Consider the following 20356-nt stretch of genomic DNA (forward strand, 5'->3'; position numbering starts at 1 on the left):
TTTTACATACCTAGCCATACCAAGCAGCCATACTGAACATACTGGGCATTATTTTCAGTATAGTCCAGCATATCATTGACTAGAGTCATGCTCCCCCGCCCGGCGATAGCCCACAAGCTCTGGGGCGATAAGGCCACAACGTCATCACACCTTGGGAGCGTCTGTCGATCCACAAAACCAGGCAGATCTGTGCAGTGGCCGAAGCCGGCAGATGCCACTATCATGTGACCAACGCAAAACAACCCCACTCTGCCGGATTGTCTCAGTCAACTTTTTGTGAGGCTCGGTTACCATGAACTTTCATCTCAAAGCTTCCGCCATTTTGGCCCTGCTGGCCACGACAGCCGTCGCTTCCAATGCCGCCGCCACAACCCCCAACGCCTGCTTCCTGCGCTACCTGCTGGCCTCCAGAACCTGTCCCAATTGCCGGCTGGGATCCCTTGAGCTGAGCAACCTGGATCTGGCAGAGGCTAACCTCCAGGGTGCCGACCTGATCGAGGCCAACCTGGAGCGCACCATCCTCACTGGCGCCGATCTCAGCCAGTCCTACTTGGTGGGAGCCAATCTGCGGCGCGCCCAGTTGCGTGGCGCCGATCTCAGCGGTGCCTACCTGGAGGGAGCGGACTTGCGGGGTGCTGATTTGCGGGGTGCCGATCTCTCTTCTGCCTCCCTGTACGGCGCCGACTTGCGGGGGGCCGATCTGCGCGATGCCAATCTGACCGGGACTGACCTGAGCTTTGCCCGCACCTGGGGCACACGCCTTCAGGGCGCCGTTCGGGAATAGTGCAATCGGCTGGTTGACCACTGCCCGCTTCCCCTCTCCTCCTTGGGAGAGGGGCTGGGGGTGAGGGCCCAGTGCGGATGGCGAGACTCGAACTCGCATGGCAAAGCCACACGCCCCTCAAACGTGCGCGTATACCAGTTCCGCCACATCCGCATTCCAGATTTAACCATCATAGCGGCAAAAGGGCGGGGCTGTTAAGAGGAGGGGCCATTGCGGTACGGGCTAGTTTAATCTTCTGTCCAAAACCGCTCTGAGAGATACTTATCGGCCCCGTCGCACAAGATGGTCACCACCACGCCGGAGGAGAGCTGACAGGCCACCTGTAGAGCCGCCACCACATTGGCTCCGGCAGAGATGCCCACCAACAAGCCTTCCTCCAAGGCCAAACGCTTGACCATTTTCTGGGCTGCTTCGGTGGAGATCTCGATGTGCTGGTCGGGCAGGGTGGGATCGTAAATCTCGGGCTTGAGAGCAGTGGCCATGTGCTTGAGGCCTTCAAGGCCGTGGAAGGGGGAGTCCGGCTGCATGGCAATGATCTGGATATCGGAGCGGTACTCCCGCAAGCGCCGCCCCACCCCCATGCAGGTGCCGCTGGTGCCTAACCCGGTTACGAAGTGGGTGACCTGTCCCTGGGTTTGCTCCCAGATTTCTACCCCCGTGGTCTCGTAGTGGGCCTGCCAGTTGGCGGGGTTGCTGTACTGGTCGGGATAGAAGTAGAGATCCGGGTTTTCGGCATAGAGGGCGCGGGCTTTCTCGATGGCCCCATCGGAGCCGAGGGCCGGATCCGTGAGCACTACCTCCACCCCGTAGGCGGCGAGGATCTTCTTGCGCTCTGGGCTGGCGTTGGCCGGCAGGGCCAGCTTCACCTTGTACCCCAAAGCTGCCCCGATCCAGGCGTAGGCGATGCCGGTGTTGCCGCTGGTGGCATCCAGGATGATCTTGCCAGGCGTAAGCTTGCCCTCGCGTTCGCCAGCGCGGATCATATTCAGGGCCGGGCGATCCTTGACCGAGCCGCCGGGGTTGTACCACTCTGCTTTGCCATACACTCGCACCGACGGCGGCAGGTCGGCGGTGACCCGCCGCAGGCGAATGAGCGGCGTCCGTCCCACCAGCTCGATGGGGCTATCGACCGCAGGGGGCAAGGGGCGAGAAGAAAACACGGTTGGATACAAGGGGGATCCGTCGCTAGATAAGCACTGGGCTGGACAACCATTGCTCATCTTATCCCGGTGTTTATCGGCTCTTGCCGGCTTTTTCTGGCCCTCTCCGCGCTTCCCCGAAAACCTCTGGCTAGACTCTAAGATGGGGGTAGGGAAGCACGAGTTCTGGACAGCGGCGTGATGCGGAGGGGCATGGCAGAAATCGGCATTGTAACCGCGCAACAATTTGACCGCCGGCGAGGCCAGATCCATGTTTACGACGGCGAGGGCAAGGGCAAGTCGCAGGCGGCGCTAGGGGTTGTGCTGCGTTCCATTGGGCTGGGGATTGAAAACTCGGCCCCCAGCCGGGTGTTGCTGGTGCGGTTTCTCAAGGGGCCGGGCCGCACCTATGCCGAGGATGCCGCGATTGCCGCTCTGCAGCGCGGCTTCCCCCACCTTATCGATCAACTGCGCACGGGGCGAGGAGAGTTCTTCGGCCCCGACGAGATCACTAAGTTTGACCGCCAAGAGGCCCGCCGCGGCTGGGATGTGGCCAAGGGGGCGCTGGCGTCGGGGTTCTACTCGGTGGTGGTGCTGGACGAGCTGAACCCGGTGCTGGATCTGGGCCTGCTGCCTGTGGACGAGGTCGTCAGCACCCTCAAGCAAAAGCCAGAGGAAATGGAGGTCATCATCACCGGACGGGGCGCCCCTAAGGAAATTATCGACCTAGCAGATTTGCACTCGGAAATGCGCAGCGTGCGGCGGGCGGCGGATCCCCAGGACGGCCAGCCCCTCCTCAGCGGCATCGAGATCTATACCGGCAACGGCAAGGGCAAGTCCACCAGCGCTCTGGGCCGGGCTCTGCAGGCCATTGGGCGCGGCATCAGCAAAGATCTCTCCCACCGCGTCCTGATTATGCAGTGGCTAAAGGGGGGAACGGGCTACACAGAAGATGCGGCCATTCGGGCTTTGCGAGAGAGCTATCCCGATCTAGTAGATCACCAGCGCTGCGGCCGCGACGCCATCGTTTGGCGGGGCAAGCAGCAGGAAATCGACTACGTGGAGGCGGAGCGGGGCTGGGAGCTGGCACGGGCGGCCATCGCCTCTGGGCTTTACAAGACCATTATTCTGGACGAGCTCAACCCAACGGTGGATCTGGAGCTATTGGATGTGGAGCCGATTGTTGAGGCTTTGCTGCGCAAGCCACGCGATACGGAGATCATCATCACAGGGCGCTGCCATGCGCCTTTGCCCTACTTTGAGCTGGCCTCTGTCCATTCGGAAATGGTGAGCCACAAGCATTATGCCGAACAGGGGGCCGATCTGCGGCGCGGGGTGGACTATTGAGCAGGGTGGCGATGCTGGATCAACTCCTGCAGCAAAGCGGGTTCCCCGACGCGAGGGCGCTGGCGCAGGTCTTGCTTGGCCTTTTCCAGACGGAGGTGTGGGTGGAGGGCAAGGAGCGGGTTCCCCAGGGCCCCCTGCTGGTGGTGAGCAACCATCGCAGCTTTTTGGATGCGCCGGTGCTGATTGCTGGGCTGGATCGACCGATTCGTTTTGCCTGCCACTACTACCTATCGCAAGTGCCCCTCTTGCGGGAGGTTGCCTTGGCCCTGGGTTGTATCCCCCTCCAGCAGGGATCAGGGCCGCAGCTTGCCTTTTTTCGCCAGGCGCAGGCCACTCTGGCGGCAGGCGGAGGGGTGGGGATCTTCCCGGAAGGGGCGGAGCAGATTACTCGCGAGACCTCGCCCCAAGAGCTGGGCTGGTTTCAGCCGGGCTTTGCCCATCTGGCCTTGGCTGCTGGCGTGGATCCCCTGCCGATCCTGCCGGTGGCCGTGTGGGCGCAGGAAGAGTGGCGGGCGATGGATATTCCCATGGCTTTTTTCCGCTGGTTTGATCCCACGGAGCCCAGGTTTCAGCGGCCGGGGGGGCATCCGGTGGTGATCTACCGTCAGGTGGTGGTTCGAGTGGGATCCCCTCTTTGGGTAGGGGGAGCAGGGCGCTCTACCTGCCGCCAGGAGCGGCTGCAGCTAATTCAGGAGTTGACGGCAGCCGCTCGCGAACAGGTGCGCTTGGGGTTGGCAAGGAGATGGAAACATTGAAGGGCAAGCCCATTGCCTCTAGTCCAAGCCGCCAGAAGCGGCCCTTGCTGCTCTATTTGCCGGGTATGGATGGCACCGGCAAATTGTTTTACCGGCAGGCACAGGCTCTGCAAGCCGAGTTTCACGTCCGCCCTTTGAGCTTAAACCACCCCGCAGCAGGGCAGAGCTGGGAGAGCCTGGCCGATTGGGTGGGATCCCAGCTGGACGAGGGAGCCTACCTGTGTGGCGAGTCCTTCGGAGCTTGCCTAGCCCTGGCTGTGGCTGCCCAGCAGCCGGAGCGCTGTCGCGGCCTGATTCTGGTTAATCCGGCCTCGTCGCTGCGGCGCCGGCCCTGGTGGTGGGCAGGTCATGTTCTCCTGCCTTTTTTGCCGCCGGCGCTCTACCACCAGATGGCGGAGCGGGGGCTGGGATTTTTGGCGGAGCTAAGCCAAATGGAGCCGCCGGATCGGGAGCGGCTGCGCCAGGCCGTTCACAGTGTTGAGCCCACGGTGGCCGCCCAGCGCCTGGCCTTGCTGGGATCGTTTGTCGTGGAGGAGCTGCCCCTGGAGTCGATGACCCTGCCGACGTTGCTGGTGGCGGGGGGGCGGGATCGTCTCCTGCCCTCGGTGCAGGAGGTGCAGCGTCTGGCGGAGCGACTGCCCCAGGCCCAGGTGGAGATCTCGCCTTTGAGCGGCCATGCCTGCCTTCTGGAGCGGCAGATGAACCTGCGGCGCTACTTGCTCAAGCCCGATGGGGTTTTTGCCCCGCTACTGCTTAATTCCGCTCCAGCGCATTGAGCAGGGAGAGGGATCCCCCCAAGTTTTCGATTCGCTCTTGGCAGGAGGGATCTTGTCCTTCTCGATTCAGCCAAAGGGCCCTCAAGCCTGCTGCCTTGGCCCCTTGATAGTCTTCGCGGCGGCTGTCGCCGATGTGCCAGGCAGCGGCGGGCGGGATCCCCTGGGCCGCCAGGGCAGCTTGGAAGATGCGGGGATCGGGCTTGGCATAGCCCACCTGGGTAGAGAGAGTAAGGCTGGAAAAATAGCCCCCTAGCCCCAGCGCCTGCAGCACCCTGGGCAGGCGGCTGTCGAAATTGGAGATCACCCCCAGCCGGATCCCTTCCTGTTGCAGAACCTGCAGAACCGGCAGCGTCTCGGGATAGAGCTCCCAGGGATCCAACGTGGCAAAATACTCGAAAAGGCGGGCAAAAAACGCCTCAAACCGTTCCTCCCCAAAAGCAGCCAGGGATCCCACCCCCGCAAAGGTCTGGCGCACCACCTGGCGCCACCAGGCCCGCTCCCATTCCTGGAGGGCGGATCCCAGAAGACCGGCACAGGCTGGCGGCGGAGCGCTGGCAAAAGCTTGGGCAAAGGCGCGATCCAACGCCTGCGGATCCACCGCCACTCCATACGCTGCTGCCACCTGGCTGTAGGCCTGGCCGACGCTGCCCCGCACCCGAAACAGCGTGCCCACGGCATCGAAGAAGATTACCCTCGGTCTCACTGCTGGCTCTCGTAGCGGGCGTAGGCATCCACAATCCGCTGCACCAGGGGGTGGCGTACCACATCCCGCTGGTCAAAGTAGCAAAAGGCAACCCCCTCTACCCCCGCCAGGATGCGCTCTGCAGCCGCCAGGCCCGACAGGCGATGCTTGCCCAGATCCGTTTGGGTGAGATCCCCGGTAACCACCATGCGGGAGCGGAAGCCCAGCCGCGTGAGGGCCATCTTCATCTGCTCCGGGGTGGTGTTTTGGGCCTCGTCCAAGATGATGAAAGCGTTGCTGAGGGTACGCCCCCGCATGTAGGCCAGCGGCACCACCTCGATGACTCCCTGGGCCATAAGCTGGGGCAGCTTGGCCGGGTCGATAAACTCGAACAGGGCATCGTAGAGAGGCCGCAGATAGGGATCTACCTTTTCCACCAGATCCCCTGGCAAGAAGCCCAGCTTCTCCCCTGCCTCTACCGCTGGTCGCGTCAGGATCAAACGCTCGTACTCGCGGTTTTGCAGGGCTGTGATGGCCACAACGGCAGCCAGATAGGTTTTCCCGGTGCCTGCCGGCCCGATGCCGAAGCAGAGATCGTGGGTGCGAATGGCTTGCACGTACTCCTGTTGGCGGGGTGTCTTGGGCCGGATCAACTCTCCCTTACGGGTGCGGGCCAACACACCTGCTTGCGCTTGCTGATAGGCCGTAGCCTCCTGGCCGGAGAGGGCGCGAAAAGCTTGCTCCGCATCAATCACCGTGACAGGGTGTCCAGTTTGCCAAAGCGGCTTCAGCAATTCTAGCCACTGCCGCACCTGCTGCCGCTGTTGAGGTGTTCCCCTCAGATAGAGATCCTGCCCTCGCAGGGTAACCGAGGCGCCGCTGCAGCGGCTAATCCACTTCAAGTTAGACTCCTGCACGCCCGCCAGGGACATGGCCTGTCGGGGACTTGACAAGGAGATGATCTCGAGATCGGTGACAGCGGAGGAAGTCAAGTGGTTGTGCATGCCGTGGGCGCCGTGCACCCTAAGACCTGTTGAGACCTGTGATGGCGATCCTATCAGAAGCTCCGGCTAAAGCGCTCCAGGTTCTGGCCAGCCTCGGCAAAAGGCTTCTCGGACAGCAGAGTCCGAGTGTTCTAGGACACCAATCGGGAAAACTTGCCCTCCTCGAGTTCAAGGTTTAGCTTTTGCTAGCAACGGAGTTAAAAATATTGCAAGAAACCTTTTTCTTCTGAAATAGTCGTTAGTCATCAAGTAGAGCTAGTTTAGCCCGGAGGAGGCACAGCCTCTCGGTACGTTCCGCCATTCATGTCGTCGCGTTATATAAATATAAGGAAAAGGCATTGGGATTTGCTTTTTCAGCATTTTTGGTAAAAATTTGAAAAAGTCCGATCCGCTCTTTGAGTAACTTGGGTAACCTGGATTTGCTAGAGCTAGCAGGAGAAGGAATTTCCCAGAGAGAGCTTTACGAGAATCTAGAGTTGTTTTTTATCAGCTTGCCTTAAAACTTCTTAAGGCTTCACAATCACAATCTTGCCTTGCAAGGAAACAAGGAGAGAGCAATGTCTACCCAATTGGTTATGCCCGCTACGTTAGAGCTTCTGCAAGTGGATTTGACGCAAGTCCCTCCAGAGATTACCTGTGATGGCAGCGACTTGGACTGGAGCCAAGCCGTGGTGATCGAGGGCAGTCAGCCCCAAGAGGAAAATTTGCAGGGCTGGATTGCCTTCTGTGGCCTGCGGGTTAACCACGAGGCCGGCAATGTCCTGTACTGGCAAGGGCAGCCGCTGCGGGCCAGCCGCATTCGCTTTTTCGTAAGAAATGTAGCCTGGCGCTATGGCTTTTCTTTCTCCACCAGCATCCGCTCTCCTCTCGGCAAAGGGATCCCCACGCCTTCGGAGTGGCGCTACCCCGGTCTTTGCCGCTACGGCCTGGTGCTGTTCCAGCCCAACGCCCGGTTGGTGGCCCGGCAGGTCTGGGAATCCTCGCCGGAGCAGCCGCAAGAGGTGGATCTGGATCCCAACTTGGATATCGCCTTCAACGTCAATGACGCCAAGGGCAGCTACGGCGACAACAGCGGCAGCTTCGATATCTATGTGCAGGTGGTGAACTGAGCTGCAGCAGGGATCCCGCTCGAGAACAGTTGCCGGGTGGGATCCCATCTTCTACAATAGGTGAGCCGGCGGCTGGATCCCAGCTTGCTGAGGTCTCTGCCGCTCTGGAGAGGTGGCTGAGTGGTCGAAAGCGGCTTCCTGCTAAGAAGTTACGGGGCCCAAAAGCTCCGTCGAGGGTTCGAATCCCTCCCTCTCCGTTGTTGTGGCCAGTTCCTAGCCGCCCTTGCCGGTGGTGGAGGGCACCCATGGGTCAGGCGTGGCTGCTGAGTCAGTGGGGGGTGGCGCTCTGGCTCAATCTGGCCTTGGTGGCGCTGGCCCTGCTGAGCCCCCAGAAGGCGCTGACGCGAGCTGGGGTTCTCCACGCGGGCCTGCTGGGCCTGTTGGTGTGGGGGGGCCTGGGAGGGCGGGGTTACCTGGTCGTAGCCGCCTATTTTTTAGTCGGCACCGCCGTAACCAAGCTGGGGATCCGCCGCAAGCAGGCCCAGGGGATCGCCGAAAAGCGAGAGGGGGCGCGAGGGCCGGAAAATGTCTGGGGATCTGCCCTGACGGGAGCTGCCTGTGCGGTGGGATATGCGCTTTTTGCCCATCCCCTCTGGTGGTTGGGGTATAGCGCCAGCTTCGCCGCCAAGTTGGCCGATACCGTCAGCAGCGAGGTGGGAAAAGCCTACGGACGTCAGACCTTTTTGATCACCACCTTGCAGCCGGTGCCAGCAGGCACTGAGGGAGCCGTCAGCCTGGAGGGATCCCTGGCGGGGGTGGCGGCAGCAGGAGGGATGGCCGCCTTGGCCTGGGGCATTGGCGGAGAATGGGTGGGAGGGAATCTCCTATGGTTGGGAATCTGCTGGCTGGCCGGGATCCTGGCCACTTTGGCAGAAAGCTGGATGGGGGTGGTGTTGCAGCCTCGCTTGGCTTGGATGAGCAATGAAGTGGTGAACGGCATTCAAACGACCCTAGCAGCTCTTTTAGCAGTGGGTCTGGGGGCGCTTTTGGGGATCGGATCCTAAAAAGATGCCCAAGCGCTCCGCGCCGCTGCCCTCACCCCCAGCCCTTCTCCCTCTGGGAGAGGGGAGTTAGAGCGTTGCGTAGCAATAACGAGGCAAAGAACCGTTTCGTTGCTGTTTGAAATGACTGTATTTTTGAGATTGAGAATGGCGCCGTTGCCATTGGGAATGGCTATGCAAAGCAAGAAATAAATAAAGAGGGAGAAGCTCTCCCTCTGCGCCGATTGGCTGGGAACTAGACCGATTGCTCTGGACCTCTCCTAGCGCAGGCCGCTGGGCTTGTAAACCAAGAAGCTGAGCACCTGGCACTGCTTAATGTTGTCGAAACCCACCACACGGATGAAGCAATTGGGGTAGGCGCTGCGGCAGGCCTGTACCTCGGTCAGCACCTCCTGGGGAGAAGTGGCGCTGAACAGGGGCAATTTCCACAGCGTCCAGTAGTGGTCGGTGGGCTGCGAAGACTCGTTGAATTCGATGGCAGGAATGTAGCCTTGATCCAAGATGTACTGCACCTGCTTGAGGATCTGCAGATCCGTCATCGGAGGCAAGTAGGAAAAAGTTTCGTAGCGGCGCTCTTTCGGCAAGGTTTGCATGACTGAAGTTACTCCGTTTCAGGTGTAGGGTTCTGAAGAGGGGATCCCGCTTCCGGGTGCGTGGCCAGCGGGGATCCCGCTGCTGAGGTAAGCCGTTCCAGGTGGCTACGGCGGTGTTCCATGTTGGCTTGCTGGATGCCGGTCTTGGCCATCTCCGGCAAGTAGTCCACCACCTCCGCCGCAATGTGCTCGCGAACGGTCATGATGCGATAGGCCAGGTCAGGACACTCTGCCAGCAAAGCCCGCAGGTAGGTTTCCCCCTCCTGAAGGTTTTGCCGAGCCGAGAACTGCTGCAGCCACAGGGCCCTGGGAGGATCCGTCTCGCTCAGTTGGGCCAGCACCGTGCGCATTGCCTGATAGGTCAGGTAGCTGATCAAGGTTTTGGCCGTATCTTTGGCGATCTGTTTCAGATCCATGGCCAGTCCAGGGGTAAGCCGAAGCAGCGGGGCAAGAGAACTCTGGGGATCCCTTGCCCCCGGCAGATCTCTAGAGCGTATCGACGGGCTTGAACTCGAACTTGATCTCCTTCCACAGCTCGCAGGCAGCCGCCAGTTCCGGCGACCACTTGGCCGCTTCGCGGATGATCTCGTTACCCTCACGGGCCAGATCCCGACCCTCATTGCGGGCCTGGATACAGGCTTCTAGGGCCACCCGGTTGGCAGTGGCGCCTGGCGCGTTCCCCCAGGGGTGTCCCAGGGTTCCGCCACCAAACTGCAGCACCGCGTCGTCGCCGAAGATCTCCACCAGCGCCGGCATGTGCCAGACGTGAATGCCACCGGAGGCCACCGGCATCACCCCAGGCATGGAGGCCCAATCTTGGGTGAAGAAAATGCCGCGGGAGCGGTCGGCCTCCACGTAGTTTTCCCGCATGAGATCCACAAAGCCCATGGTGATGGCGCGGTCGCCCTCCAACTTGCCCACCACCGTACCGGCATGCAGGTGGTCGCCGCCGGACATGCGCAAGCACTTGGCCAGCACCCGGAAGTGGATGCCGTGGTTTTTCTGGCGGTCAATCACGGCATGCATGGCGCGGTGAATGTGCAGCAGGATGCCGTTGTCGCGGCACCACTTGGCCAAGCTGGTGTTGGCGGTAAATCCGGCAGTCAGGTAATCGTGCATGATGATGGGGGCACCGATCTCCTTGGCAAACTCCGCCCGCTTGAACATCTCCTCACAGGTGGGCGCCGTCACGTTCAGGTAGTGCCCCTTGATCTCGCCAGTCTCTGCCTGCGCCTTGTGGACAGCCTCCATCACAAAGAGGTAGCGATCCCGCCAGCGCTGGAAGGGCTGGGAGTTGATGTTTTCGTCGTCTTTGGTGAAGTCCAACCCGCCCCGCAGCGCCTCGTACACGGCCCGTCCGTAGTTTTTGGCGGAAAGGCCCAGCTTGGGCTTGATGGTGCAGCCCAGCAGCGGACGGCCGTACTTGTTCAACTTGTCCCGCTCCACCTGAATGCCGTGGGGAGGGCCCTGGAAGGTCTTCAGGTAGGCCACCGGGATCCGCACATCCTCCAGCCGCAACGCTTTCAAGGCTTTGAAGCCAAAGACGTTGCCTACAATCGAGGTGAGCATGTTGGTGACCGAGCCTTCCTCGAACAGATCCAGCGGGTAGGCGACGAAGCAGAAGTATTGATTCTCTTCGCCCGGGACCGGCTCGATGTCGTAGCAGCGGCCCTTGTACCGATCCAAGTCGGTGAGCAGATCCGTCCACACGGTTGTCCAGGTGCCGGTCGAAGATTCAGCCGCCACAGCCGCCCCGGCCTCTTCGGGGGGAACGCCCGGCTGAGGAGTAACCCGGAAACAGGCCAAGACGTCGGTATCCTTGGGCGTGTAATCGGGCGTGTAATACGTGAGTCGGTAATCCTTTACGCCGGCTTGATAGCCCTTTTTGGTTTGGGTTGCTGAGTAGGCCACGTTGATCTCCCTCTAAACGAATCACAAAACCAGAAAATGCCATTCACGGATGCAATCAAGAGGCAAAACTCAGGGCCAAAACCACAGACCACCGAGTTTTCGTGAATGAACTCGCCTCACAACTGTGAGGCCCTACTTGGGCTTCGAGACAGTCTTCATCCAAGCGGATGTAAAGTCCTAAACCCTCCTTTTCAAGCGCTGCCAATCGCTAGCCTCAACCGCCTGGATTTTGGAAATCCAGTGGCGAGATTTCTATACACTGTCTAGGCTAGAACTTTGACAAACACAAGCCTACATTGGTTTAATCCTAAGCTATCATCCGCAAAGACAGGCTGATCGTTACTTTCTTTATGAGTTCGATTAGTTTGATTAAAGTAAGCCCCCTTGGTTGGCGCCGAAAATATAGATTTCTTTGGCTTTCTTAATATCCCTGGGTGGGATCCCTGGAAAAGGCAAAAGCTCCCTTGAGAAGGGAGCTGGGTGGGTTTGTCTGCAGCGGCCAGAGGGGCTAAGAAACGGCGGCCAAGGATGGTTGGGGTCTCCTGGTGATCACCTGGTCGATGAGGCCGTATTCTTTGGCCTGCTCTGGAGTCATAAAGTTGTCGCGGTCGGTATCGCGCTCGATGCGCTCCAGGGGCTGGCCAGTGTGGTAGGCCAGCAGGCTGTTGAGACTGTTTTTGATAAAGAGGATCTCTTTAGCCTGAATCTCGATATCGGTGGCTGGCCCCTGGGCTCCACCGAGGGGTTGGTGAATCATGATGCGGGCGTGGGGAAGGGCAATGCGTTTGCCTTTGGCACCTCCTGCCAGCAAAAAGGCTCCCATGCTGGCGGCCAAGCCAATGCAGATGGTGGAGACATCCGGCTGAATGTGCTGCATGGTGTCGTAGATGGCCATACCGGCATAGACGGAGCCGCCGGGAGAGTTGATGTAGAGGTAAATATCTTTCTCGGGGTCTTCAGATTCCAGGTAGAGCATCTGGGCCACGATCAGGTTGGCAATGTCGTCGTCCACCTGGGTGCCCAAGAAGATGATCCGATCCCGCAATAGACGCGAGTAGATATCAAAGGCGCGCTCGCCGCGTGCAGATTGCTCAATAACGGTGGGAATCATGCCAGTCCAAGCGATGGGTTGTTACTTTTTAGTGTAGTGTAAGCCACTGGACGGCTGCTCCGCCTAGGACGGTTTGCCGCCCTAAGGCTGTGCTGCGTTGCTCGGAGCCAGCAGCCTGTAAAGTTGACAGCTTGAGGCCTAGCATGGATGTGATCCCGGATGAACGCCTCGTGATTGCCGGCTTGCTGGGCCTGGCTCTGCTGGGGATTTTGATCCTGAACTTGGCAGAACGGGACTCGGGAGACGCCGACTAGGAGAGGACATAAGTTTAAGTTGACAAAATTACACCTCTCTCTTTACAATCAGGATCGCGTCACTTCTGGGATGCCCCCATCGTCTAGAGGCCTAGGACACATCCCTTTCACGGATGCGACAGGGGTTCGAATCCCCTTGGGGGTATGAAGGCCGGTGACAAGTGTTGGAGGGGGAAGGTGCTCGGGAGGCGCCTTGAGTCTAGCTTAGCTTCGGCTAGGCCCAAAGGGCCGTAGGCTAGGCTTCTCATCCAACTGCATGGGAATCAACTGCTGGCAGCTAGAGCTTCTGCCGGCGCGGCAGCAGCAACCAGATCGTCTTTGATCAGCTCTGCCAGATCCTGGAGTTGGCGAATGGCTTCTGCCCCTTCTAACTTCATTAGCTCCCGGTCATCCCGCATCTCCGTCCAACTGATGGAGCATTCGGAAACCAAAAAGCGAATCAAGTGCCCCTCCCGTAAGCTGACCATGAAGGAGGCGCTCTCAAATGAGGTGCCGCAGGTGTAGCAAGAAGCCGGGTAGCCCCGCTTCTCCAAAACAATGGCCAGAGCCTGCAAACTCATCACCAGGTCTTGAACGTAGCTGCGGTATTGTTCCGCCAACCGTGCGAACATCACACTCCTCCCATAGCGAGTTGGCCCATCGGGGCGCGTTCTAGTAATTTATGCCTAGTCACTTAGAGTCATATCTAGCATAACGATCGACAAATCCTCAAGAAAGGGATCCGTTTAGCATCTCTCCAGAGACTAAGCAAGACTACTGAGGGCCAAATAGCATGCTAGGCAAAGTCTAAGGCAGGAGGATGTTGTATTTAACACTCCTCTCAGAACAGACATTAAAGTTTACCCTAATTCAAAACTCTTGCCCGCTGGGATCCGATCCCTGCCGAGAACCGGTCAGTTTTCCTTTGGCGGGGCTTGGGCCTTGATCCCGAAGTGCTTTATCGGTGAAGATTTTGCCCACCCTTTGGCCAGGACGATTGTGGCACGTCTAGAAAGGGTTGACCCGTTTGCGAGGTCAAGTGGGCTAGGTCTTACAGACGGATGGAGGTAGGGTAGGTTCCCGAGGAATTGTGGTGGGAAAAGGCTGAGGAATATCACGGATAACTAGAGGGAAACACTCGATGCTGTGGCCTGGGGATTGGGAAGAAGGGAGACTGATTGCTCAAAGAGTCTCAAAGCAGTTGGGGATCGCTGAAGCCTGCTATCGGAGCGGATTTTGAACCCTGAATGGCGATCTTTTCACTGATCTGCTTTGAATCTGCTTCCAGAGCAGGGCGGCAGCTTTTTTAGACAATTGCCGGAAAGCGGCTAAGGCGGACGCAGCAACGGGAGACTGGGGCTGCATCGCTGCTTTATTTTAAGCGGGATCAGGAGCACCTTGAGCAATTCTTAAGAAATTCTGGAGTAGCCGCACTGCCAGATCGGGACGGGATCCCCAGTGAAGGTGCAGATAGGAGGCGTGCAGGCGCTGGCCGGCCCAGCCTTCCCGGTGGGGCGGGGATCCCCAGCTGTAGATTGGGCTGGGGGAGGTGGGGGTGCTGCGGGAGCGGTGAAATTCGTGCCCGCGTAGGCGATCCCCGGCCTCGACCAGCAGGGTGGGGCGCAAAACAGTGGCCTCGCGGTAGCCCAGACACAGCCGGCTGCCCATGTCCACCGTGATGGGCAGCAGCCCGGCCATGGGGTAGGTCTTTCCCTGCAAATCGGTGAGAGATCGTCCCAGCACCATCAGTCCGCCGCATTCGGCATACAGGGGTGGGTGGGCGGGCGGCGGTGGCTGTCGGGCTATTTTCTCAGAGAGGGTGGCGGCAAACAGTTCTGGGAACCCGCCCCCCAAGAGCAGGCCGTCGCAGGGATCCGGCGGCCACAGCCCCACCTGCAGGGGAGAGTACGCCAGCAGCTCGGCGCCACAGGCCCGCAGCAAGTCCAAGTTGTCGGCGTAGTAGAAGTTAAAGGCGGCGTCTTGGGCCACCCCTACCCGAACCCGTTCACGGTGGCGGGACGGAGTCCTTTCCGCGAGAGAGGGGATCCCTGGCCATAGCTCTCCTGCTGCCGGGGGAAGCGTTCGAATCAGCGGCAGCAGCTTGTCCCAATTCAGGTGCTGCTCGGCCAGGTCGGCCCAGGCCTCCTGCCAGTGGGGGAAGTGATCCAGCTCTGAGACGGGCACCAGCCCCAGGTGGCGGCTGGGCAGGCGCAGATCCTCACGGCGGGGCAATTGGCCCAAAACCGGGATCCCTACCGCTGCCGCCGCTTGCTGTAAAATCTGGCCGTGCCGCTCCGAGGCCACCTGGTTGAAAATGACGCCGGCGATGGCCAGGCCGGGATCGAAGCGGCTCAGGCCGTAGAGCAAAGCGGCCACTGTCATTCCCATGCCGCTGCCGTCGATGACCAGCACCACGGGGATCCCCAGCAGGCGGGCCACATGGGCGCTGCTGGCAAAAAAGGGCTCCGTTCTGCTCGTGGGATCTGGCGGGGATGCGGGCGCCCGCCCATCGAAGAGGCCCATCACCCCCTCTACAATTGCCCCATCTTTGCCCTGGCAGTGGTGGCGAAAGCAGCGCTGCACAAAGTTCTCATCGGTTAAAAAGGGATCCAAGTTACGACAGGGGATCCCGCTCACCGCCGTGTGGAACAGGGGATCGATGTAGTCAGGCCCCACCTTGAAGGGCTGGATGCGCAGGCCCCGCCGCCGCAGGGCGGCCAACAGAGCCAACGTGACGGTGGTCTTGCCGCTGCCGCTTGTGGCTGCCGCCAGCAGAATGGCCATCTTGCCCCACCCAAGGACTAGAACTCGATGCCGATTTGCGCTTTGATCCCTTGGTCGCGAAAGGGATGCTTGATCAAGGTCATCTCGGTAACCAAGTCGGCCCGCTCGATCAGGCCTGCCGGCGCGCCCCGCCCAGTTAGGATCACGTGCACTCGCTCCGGTTTCTCGGCCAGGCCGGCCAACACCTGCTCCAGGGAGAGATACCCCAGCTTGAGGGCAACATTGATCTCATCGAGGAGCACCAGGTGGTACTCGCCGCTGCTGAACAGCTCCCGCCCCTTTTCCCAGGCCGCCTGCGCGTGGGCGATATCCCGCTCCCGATCCTGAGTTTCCCAGGTAAAGCCCTCCCCCATGGCGTAAAAGGCAATTTTCCCCAGCTCCAGCTCGGGATGGGCGGCCAACTTGCGCAACAATTTGGCTTCGCCCGGATCCCAGGCCCCCTTGATAAATTGCACCACCCCCACCGATAACCCTTGGCCGAGGGCACGGAAGAGGGTGCCGAAGGCCGCTGTGCTCTTGCCCTTGCCCTGCCCCGTATAGATGATCACCAAGCCCTTGTCGTCGCGCATGCTCGCCAGGCGCTGCCGCTGGATCTGCTGGCGGCGTTGCATCCTTTGGCGGTGTCGCCGGTTTTGTTCGGCTTCCGGCTCGGGGGCCGAGGTGGGCAGGGATCCGGGCGTTTCCGGCAGGGGAGAGGGGGGCATGGCTATGGAGGGTTGGGAAGCCGCAGGAGGGGTCTGGCAGGCCGAAGTTTTCGCTCAGCAGACTGCTCTTCATCCTAATCTGGCTTTCAGGTTTTCAGGTTTCAGGAGAGTTGGGGCAGATGGGTTAGGATCCCTGTCAAGCCAGAAGTTGGGTTTTGCTGCATACTCATCCCCAATTGGGCTGGGATCATGAAAGAGCCGGCTGCCGCTTTTCGAGATAGCCTGCTGATGTACTCTTTCATCTGGGCCGTGCTGGCGATAGGGTGTTTTCAAGTCTTGCCACGCCTGGAAATTGCCTCTGCTGCCCAGTTGCAGCCGTGGCTGGGGCCCGCCTATCTGGCTGGGCTGGGTGGATCCCTGTTGGCGGCTTTGGGATCGATGTTGGCCGTCTTGGCAGAAACAGCCGCGGGCGCTGCCAGCAAAAGACACCTGCATCGCCTAGCTTGGGCGCTGGGGACGGTCGGTTTTCTCGGCGTCCTCTTTCCCTTGGGCTTGGCCAGCGTCTTTTTTCTCAGGGCCGCCCAGTCCACCGACTGGTGGCAGAAGCTGTTGGACTGAGGCTCACTCAGCAACCATTTTTTTGACAAATGCGTCGAGGTTAGGGGTACGATAAGGACAAGTTCCGTTCTTTATCCAGAGCAGACTGAGGGATCAGGCCCAACGAAGCTGCGGCAACCGGCGGAAGCCTCCGCTACGGTGCCAACTCCTGCGGTTAGTCAGTAACCGAAAGATAAAGGAATAAAGCTTTCTCTAGAGGACAGTCCTCTTGCCAGGGGGACTTTTCTGACGACTTCGCCCTTTAGCGCTTCCCAATAGCTCTGGTTGCAGCAGCGGAGCGAGGCTCTATTGCTTCGGCGGCAAAGTCCTCGGTGCGATACGGCGCTCTTGCTCCTGCGTCGGCCACGGCCTAGGTCTGTTCTTCTGCTCGGCTGAGGTGGAAGGGATCCCTGCTCAGGCCGGCGGATGATGAACGGCAGCAGCAGGCTCTGCTTTCTGGGCAGTTCTTGGTTGTATCTGTTTCGTCTTAAGGAGAGGTTCGTTGTCCAAGTCGTTTTTGTTTTCCTCAGAGTCGGTGACAGAAGGGCACCCCGACAAAATTTGCGACCAGATCTCTGACGCCATCGTGGATGCCCTCTTGACGGCGGATCCCTTAAGTCGAGTGGCGGCAGAGGTGGTGGTGAATACAGGCATGGTGATCCTGACCGGGGAGATCACCTCGCAGGCGCATGTCAACTTCACCCGACTGGTGCGGGACAAGGTGGCCGAAATTGGCTATACCGACGCCAAGAACGGCTTCTCTGCAGAAAGCTGCGCGGTGTTGGTGGCTTTCGATGAACAATCCCCCGACATCGCCCAGGGGGTGAACTTGGCTCTGGAAAGTCGCACATCTCAGGAAGATGAATTCGACTTGATCGGGGCCGGGGATCAGGGCTTGATGTTTGGCTTCGCCTGCGACGAAACCCCCGAGTTGATGCCACTGCCCATCAGCTTGGCCCACCGCCTCAGCCGCCAGTTGGCCGCGGTTCGCAAAAACGGCACCCTGCCCTACCTGCGTCCGGATGGCAAAACGCAGGTGACTGTGGCCTATGAGGAGGGGCGGCCGGTGGGCATTCACACCCTGCTGATCTCTACCCAGCACACGCCGACCATCGGTGCCATTACAGAAGAGGCAGCGGTGCAGGAGCGGATCCGCGCCGATCTCTGGGAGGCGGTGGTGCAGCCGGTGTTTGCCGAGCTGCCCATCAAACCCGATGGCAACACCCGCTTCCTCACCAATCCCACCGGCAAGTTCGTCATCGGCGGACCCCAGGGGGATGCCGGCCTGACCGGACGCAAGATCATCGTCGATACCTACGGCGGCTATTCCCGCCACGGGGGCGGGGCCTTCTCCGGCAAGGATCCCACCAAGGTGGATCGCAGCGCCGCCTATGCCGCCCGCTATGTGGCCAAGAACATCGTGGCCGCCGGCCTGGCGCAAAAATGCGAGGTGCAGGTCAGCTACGCCATTGGGGTGGCTCGTCCCATCAACCTTTTGGTGGAAACTTTTGGCACCGGCCGCATCCCCGATGAAGCTCTGCTGCGGCTGGTGCAGCGCCACTTCGACCTGAGGCCGGCGGCCATTCTGGCGCAGTTCCAACTGCGAGAGTTGCCCCGCCAAAGGGGAGGGCGCTTCTATCAAAACGTGGCGGTCTACGGGCACTTCGGGCAAACCCATCTGGATCTGCCCTGGGAGCGCACGGATAAGGCTGCCCTGCTGCGGGAGGAAGCTTTCGCCGGGGCGACCGCCATCCTAGGCTAGGGGGATCAAGGGGGACAGGCTGGGCTCAATGCCTGCCCTGGTGCAGTTGCTCGACAAGTGGGATAGCTCCGGCAGGATAGGCTGTGCACAGCCAGTTCACTGCCGCCGTGGAGCCTGGCGTCGAGAACTCCCGCTCAGCCCTGATAGGCTATGGCGGGAGCTTGACCTTCAACGCCAGTCTTGACTAGACCTGACACTCCTATCCCCCATCCGGCCAAGCTCTGCTGGGGTGGGAGCAGGCCGGAGTTTGTGATGGCAAGGATCCCTGAGGCAAAATCGCAAACTCACCCAGGCTGCCCTTGGGATGGCTGGTCAGGATCCACAGGGTCGGCAAGCTGCAGCTCCAAAGTTACCAAAAGCTCCGTCCCGCCAGCGCGAGCCGCCGAGGAGGTCGGCGGGGCAGGATGAACATGAACGAGCAGGTGGCGCAGCTTGGGCGGGAGATCCTGCAGCTCATCCAACAACAAGTCGAGAGAAATGGCCGATTCTCCGGAGAAGAGGGATCCTCTCCTGAGCGGGGCTGGGAGCGGTGAGGGAGGGCGGGCAAAAGAGCTGGCGGCAGTCGAGACCAAAGACCGGATCAGCTCCTGTTGTTCCCGCCACAGGGATTGGCTGATTTCGGGGGGAAAGGTGAGGTGAGGAGCGCCACGGCGCTGCCAGAGGCGGAGGATCTGTTCCACAGAGGTGGCCTTGTAGCGACCCTGGTAGAGGGCTTCCAGCAGGGCCGCCGGGATCCAAGAGGCTGGGAACTGTTTGCTCCAGCGCTCCACCCAGGCCTGACTGGCTTGCCCCTCTAGCTCAAACCCGTAGCGCTCCAAAAAGGTCGCGGGATCCATCAGGGCCCAAGGACACTCAACCCAAGGCTAACCCAGATCCGGCGAGATAAAAGGGAGATAAAGCCTTATCCCCGGATCCCGCAAGACAGCTCCCGTCAGAGGATGCCGCTGTTGGCCTTCCATGCAGGCTCTGTGAAGAGGCCATGAAGCTGCAGTACGGTGAAGACTCAGTGGTCAACAGGCCCCAGCCCCAGCGCTGCCTCCAGAGCGCGATCGCTGTCGGGAAATTGCGCCAGCAGCCGCCCTAGGAAGGCAGCCTCTCCCGTCAGGCCGTCCAGACTCATGAGCACATCCCCGGCATAGCGGCTCTGCGGGAAGCGGGCCAGCAGCTCATTGCCGGCGTAGATTGCCTGGCGGGCATAGCCGTCCCGCAAGGCTTTGGCTTCCAGAAAGTAGCGATCTCCAGGGTCGCCGGGATCCACGTAGTCGGGCAGCGGCGTGTCAAAGGCGTAGCTGCGGCGGCTTGGGTCGGCGGATCCTCCCCAGCGAGCCAATACGGGGTAGGTGAGCGGAAACCAGCGGTCGCTTGGGCCGGGATCGAACGCTGTCACATCTCCATAGCCGGAGAAAGCGGCGTACCGATAGAGGATCAGATCCCGGTGCATCTGCAGCCGTAGCCGCTGCAGAAGGGCGTAGGCCCCGCCAGGAGGCCGGCGGCGAGGGCCAGCGTTGCCACAGGACGAACGGGGAAGCGGCGGGACGAGGGCGCAGCAGGCGGGGTGTCCGGATTCATAAAAACCCAATCCAAATCCAGGCGGGCGCCCCCACTCTACTCGATTCTTTCCGGGCGCGGATAGAGGGCCTACAGCCATTTCGGGCCAGCCGCTTTCGATCACGGCTGCCGACGTAAACACCACACGGCTCCGGGCACGTCGGTTTCTCCCTCTCGCCGCAGGGTAAAGTTCTGGTGATAGACGGGATCCAGCCCTGCCCGTTCTGCCTGCTGCAGCACGTAGGTGGCGGAGTGGGCAGAGCGCCCCGTGGTGGATCCCAGCTCGTAGCCGGGGGCGGATCCCTGCTCGACGGTGAAGGCCAAAAGCCCGCCGGGATTGAGCACCCGCCCACAGGCCGGCAAGACCTGGGCCAGATCCCCCAGATAGATAAACACATCTGCCGCCAGGAGCAAGTCGTAGCGCTCTGAGGTCTGCTGCAGCAGCTCCAGCAAGTCCCCCTGAATCAGGTGGTCGTAGATGCCGCTCCGAAAGACTTATGCAACGCTGAACAAAGCAGAACTTTGCCCAGCATCGCTGCTTTCTTCCTGCTTCAGCGACCCATGACTAGCGGCAGA

Annotated in this window: 21 protein-coding genes, 3 tRNA genes and 1 riboswitch; of the genes, 10 read left to right on the forward strand and 14 right to left on the reverse strand. The window is 60.5% G+C overall.

All coding sequences use genetic code 11. From position 1 onward, the window contains the following. Positions 1-292: 292 nt before the first annotated feature. Positions 293-784 (forward strand): pentapeptide repeat-containing protein, encoded by a 492-nt coding sequence (locus tag ACVWXC_RS12395; RefSeq protein WP_011430073.1) that lies wholly within the window; start codon positions 293-295, stop codon positions 782-784. Positions 785-856: 72 nt separating this feature from the next. On the opposite strand, the gene ACVWXC_RS12400 is transcribed toward ACVWXC_RS12395, so the two are convergent. Further along, positions 857-937: transfer RNA gene (locus ACVWXC_RS12400), tRNA-Leu, on the reverse strand. Between the two features lie 74 nt (positions 938-1011). Further along, positions 1012-1926 (reverse strand): PLP-dependent cysteine synthase family protein, encoded by a 915-nt coding sequence (locus ACVWXC_RS12405; protein ID WP_011430072.1) that lies wholly within the window; start codon positions 1924-1926, stop codon positions 1012-1014. Positions 1927-2136: 210 nt separating this feature from the next. Between ACVWXC_RS12405 and ACVWXC_RS12410 the strand changes: the two genes are divergently transcribed. From ACVWXC_RS12410 to ACVWXC_RS12420, 3 genes are read left to right on the forward strand one after another with little or no spacing between them, the layout of a single operon-like run. After that, the gene (locus tag ACVWXC_RS12410; protein WP_011430071.1) at positions 2137-3270 is read left to right on the forward strand and encodes a cob(I)yrinic acid a,c-diamide adenosyltransferase; all 1134 of its coding nucleotides are present in this window, start codon (positions 2137-2139) and stop codon (positions 3268-3270) included. Positions 3271-3281: 11 nt separating this feature from the next. Further along, positions 3282-4025 (forward strand): lysophospholipid acyltransferase family protein, encoded by a 744-nt coding sequence (locus ACVWXC_RS12415; RefSeq protein WP_011430070.1) that lies wholly within the window; start codon positions 3282-3284, stop codon positions 4023-4025. Next, a complete protein-coding gene (locus tag ACVWXC_RS12420; RefSeq protein ID WP_011430069.1) occupies positions 4013-4801 on the forward strand; it encodes an alpha/beta fold hydrolase in 789 nt (262 codons plus the stop codon). Before ACVWXC_RS12415 ends, ACVWXC_RS12420 begins: the two co-directional genes overlap by 13 nt. Here the strand turns inward: ACVWXC_RS12420 and ACVWXC_RS12425 are convergent. Together ACVWXC_RS12425 and ACVWXC_RS12430 are read right to left on the reverse strand one after the other, a co-directional pair. After that, the gene (locus ACVWXC_RS12425) at positions 4779-5504 is read right to left on the reverse strand and encodes an HAD-IA family hydrolase (protein WP_457393060.1); all 726 of its coding nucleotides are present in this window, start codon (positions 5502-5504) and stop codon (positions 4779-4781) included. The genes ACVWXC_RS12420 and ACVWXC_RS12425 overlap by 23 nt on opposite strands. Further along, positions 5501-6487, reverse strand: coding sequence for a PhoH family protein (locus ACVWXC_RS12430; RefSeq protein ID WP_457393067.1), 987 nt, complete (start codon positions 6485-6487; stop codon positions 5501-5503). Before ACVWXC_RS12430 ends, ACVWXC_RS12425 begins: the two co-directional genes overlap by 4 nt. A 557-nt stretch (positions 6488-7044) precedes the next feature. Here ACVWXC_RS12430 and ACVWXC_RS12435 point away from each other — a divergent pair. The 3 genes from ACVWXC_RS12435 (at position 7045) to ACVWXC_RS12445 (ending at position 8600) form a co-directional block, all read left to right on the forward strand. Continuing rightward, complete coding sequence (locus ACVWXC_RS12435; protein ID WP_457393057.1) at positions 7045-7596, forward strand: hypothetical protein; 552 nt, start codon at positions 7045-7047, stop codon at positions 7594-7596. A 106-nt stretch (positions 7597-7702) separates the two neighbouring features. Next, positions 7703-7793, forward strand: a tRNA-Ser gene (locus ACVWXC_RS12440). 48 nt (positions 7794-7841) lie between these two features. Continuing rightward, positions 7842-8600, forward strand: a complete 759-nt coding sequence (locus ACVWXC_RS12445) for a DUF92 domain-containing protein (RefSeq protein WP_041438244.1) — start codon at positions 7842-7844, stop codon at positions 8598-8600. 257 nt (positions 8601-8857) lie between these two features. Here ACVWXC_RS12445 and ACVWXC_RS12450 read toward each other — a convergent pair whose 3' ends face one another. The 4 genes from ACVWXC_RS12450 to clpP all read right to left on the reverse strand — a co-directional run bounded on the left by ACVWXC_RS12450 (position 8858) and on the right by clpP (position 12212). Further along, entirely contained in the window at positions 8858-9190 is a 333-nt protein-coding gene (locus ACVWXC_RS12450; RefSeq protein ID WP_011430063.1) for a ribulose bisphosphate carboxylase small subunit, read from the reverse strand. A gap of 8 nt (positions 9191-9198) precedes the next feature. Continuing rightward, positions 9199-9606, reverse strand: coding sequence for a RuBisCO chaperone RbcX (gene rcbX, locus ACVWXC_RS12455; RefSeq protein WP_414346776.1), 408 nt, complete (start codon positions 9604-9606; stop codon positions 9199-9201). A 70-nt stretch (positions 9607-9676) separates the two neighbouring features. Further along, the gene (locus ACVWXC_RS12460; RefSeq protein WP_011430061.1) at positions 9677-11101 is read right to left on the reverse strand and encodes a form I ribulose bisphosphate carboxylase large subunit; all 1425 of its coding nucleotides are present in this window, start codon (positions 11099-11101) and stop codon (positions 9677-9679) included. A gap of 508 nt (positions 11102-11609) precedes the next feature. Beyond that, positions 11610-12212 carry an ATP-dependent Clp endopeptidase proteolytic subunit ClpP gene (clpP, locus tag ACVWXC_RS12465; RefSeq protein WP_011430060.1) on the reverse strand — a complete coding sequence of 201 codons (603 nt, stop codon included), beginning with the start codon at positions 12210-12212 and terminating at the stop codon, positions 11610-11612. Positions 12213-12538: 326 nt separating this feature from the next. Here clpP and ACVWXC_RS12470 point away from each other — a divergent pair. Further along, positions 12539-12611, forward strand: a tRNA-Glu gene (locus tag ACVWXC_RS12470). A gap of 118 nt (positions 12612-12729) precedes the next feature. Here ACVWXC_RS12470 and ACVWXC_RS12475 read toward each other — a convergent pair. The 3 genes from ACVWXC_RS12475 to cobO form a co-directional block, all read right to left on the reverse strand. Further along, positions 12730-13077 carry a DUF1815 family protein gene (locus tag ACVWXC_RS12475; RefSeq protein WP_011430058.1) on the reverse strand — a complete coding sequence of 116 codons (348 nt, stop codon included), beginning with the start codon at positions 13075-13077 and terminating at the stop codon, positions 12730-12732. A 745-nt stretch (positions 13078-13822) separates the two neighbouring features. Then, positions 13823-15229, reverse strand: a complete 1407-nt coding sequence (locus ACVWXC_RS12480) for a cobyrinate a,c-diamide synthase (protein ID WP_099812197.1) — start codon at positions 15227-15229, stop codon at positions 13823-13825. A 17-nt stretch (positions 15230-15246) separates the two neighbouring features. Continuing rightward, positions 15247-15933, reverse strand: coding sequence for a cob(I)yrinic acid a,c-diamide adenosyltransferase (gene cobO, locus ACVWXC_RS12485; protein WP_011430056.1), 687 nt, complete (start codon positions 15931-15933; stop codon positions 15247-15249). 189 nt (positions 15934-16122) lie between these two features. Between cobO and ACVWXC_RS12490 the strand changes: the two genes are divergently transcribed. Both ACVWXC_RS12490 and metK read left to right on the forward strand, forming a co-directional pair. Next, on the forward strand, positions 16123-16491 hold the full coding sequence (locus ACVWXC_RS12490) for a hypothetical protein (protein ID WP_011430055.1): 369 nt from the start codon (positions 16123-16125) through the stop codon (positions 16489-16491). Positions 16492-16559: 68 nt separating this feature from the next. Then, a riboswitch (SAM riboswitch) is annotated at positions 16560-16670 on the forward strand. Between the two features lie 302 nt (positions 16671-16972). Further along, the gene (metK, locus tag ACVWXC_RS12495; protein WP_041438239.1) at positions 16973-18232 is read left to right on the forward strand and encodes a methionine adenosyltransferase; all 1260 of its coding nucleotides are present in this window, start codon (positions 16973-16975) and stop codon (positions 18230-18232) included. A 284-nt stretch (positions 18233-18516) separates the two neighbouring features. Here the strand turns inward: metK and ACVWXC_RS12500 are convergent, their stop codons facing one another. The 3 genes from ACVWXC_RS12500 to ACVWXC_RS12510 form a co-directional block, all read right to left on the reverse strand. After that, positions 18517-19068: a hypothetical protein gene (locus tag ACVWXC_RS12500; RefSeq protein WP_099812198.1), complete on the reverse strand. Its 552-nt coding sequence runs from the start codon at positions 19066-19068 to the stop codon at positions 18517-18519. Positions 19069-19235: 167 nt separating this feature from the next. After that, the gene (locus ACVWXC_RS12505) at positions 19236-19811 is read right to left on the reverse strand and encodes a tetratricopeptide repeat protein (RefSeq protein WP_143596960.1); all 576 of its coding nucleotides are present in this window, start codon (positions 19809-19811) and stop codon (positions 19236-19238) included. 89 nt (positions 19812-19900) lie between these two features. Further along, positions 19901-20260 carry a class I SAM-dependent DNA methyltransferase gene (locus ACVWXC_RS12510; RefSeq protein WP_457410480.1) on the reverse strand — a complete coding sequence of 120 codons (360 nt, stop codon included), beginning with the start codon at positions 20258-20260 and terminating at the stop codon, positions 19901-19903. Positions 20261-20356: the final 96 nt, after the last annotated feature.

It is taken from the genome of Thermostichus sp. OS-CIW-20, assembly GCF_054061455.1.

Coding starts and splice junctions, on each gene's coding strand:
- ACVWXC_RS12395 (WP_011430073.1), top strand. CDS start 293: ATGAACTTTCATCTCAAAGCTTCCGCCATTTTGGCCCTGCTGGCCACG.
- ACVWXC_RS12410 (WP_011430071.1), top strand. CDS start 2,137: ATGGCAGAAATCGGCATTGTAACCGCGCAACAATTTGACCGCCGGCGA.
- ACVWXC_RS12415 (WP_011430070.1), top strand. CDS start 3,282: ATGCTGGATCAACTCCTGCAGCAAAGCGGGTTCCCCGACGCGAGGGCG.
- ACVWXC_RS12420 (WP_011430069.1), top strand. CDS start 4,013: ATGGAAACATTGAAGGGCAAGCCCATTGCCTCTAGTCCAAGCCGCCAG.
- ACVWXC_RS12430 (WP_457393067.1), bottom strand. CDS start 6,487: ATGCACAACCACTTGACTTCCTCCGCTGTCACCGATCTCGAGATCATC.
- ACVWXC_RS12435 (WP_457393057.1), top strand. CDS start 7,045: ATGTCTACCCAATTGGTTATGCCCGCTACGTTAGAGCTTCTGCAAGTG.
- ACVWXC_RS12445 (WP_041438244.1), top strand. CDS start 7,842: ATGGGTCAGGCGTGGCTGCTGAGTCAGTGGGGGGTGGCGCTCTGGCTC.
- ACVWXC_RS12450 (WP_011430063.1), bottom strand. CDS start 9,190: ATGCAAACCTTGCCGAAAGAGCGCCGCTACGAAACTTTTTCCTACTTG.
- rcbX (WP_414346776.1), bottom strand. CDS start 9,606: ATGGATCTGAAACAGATCGCCAAAGATACGGCCAAAACCTTGATCAGC.
- clpP (WP_011430060.1), bottom strand. CDS start 12,212: ATGATTCCCACCGTTATTGAGCAATCTGCACGCGGCGAGCGCGCCTTT.
- ACVWXC_RS12475 (WP_011430058.1), bottom strand. CDS start 13,077: ATGTTCGCACGGTTGGCGGAACAATACCGCAGCTACGTTCAAGACCTG.
- ACVWXC_RS12480 (WP_099812197.1), bottom strand. CDS start 15,229: ATGGCCATTCTGCTGGCGGCAGCCACAAGCGGCAGCGGCAAGACCACC.
- cobO (WP_011430056.1), bottom strand. CDS start 15,933: ATGCCCCCCTCTCCCCTGCCGGAAACGCCCGGATCCCTGCCCACCTCG.
- ACVWXC_RS12490 (WP_011430055.1), top strand. CDS start 16,123: ATGAAAGAGCCGGCTGCCGCTTTTCGAGATAGCCTGCTGATGTACTCT.
- ACVWXC_RS12500 (WP_099812198.1), bottom strand. CDS start 19,068: ATGGATCCCGCGACCTTTTTGGAGCGCTACGGGTTTGAGCTAGAGGGG.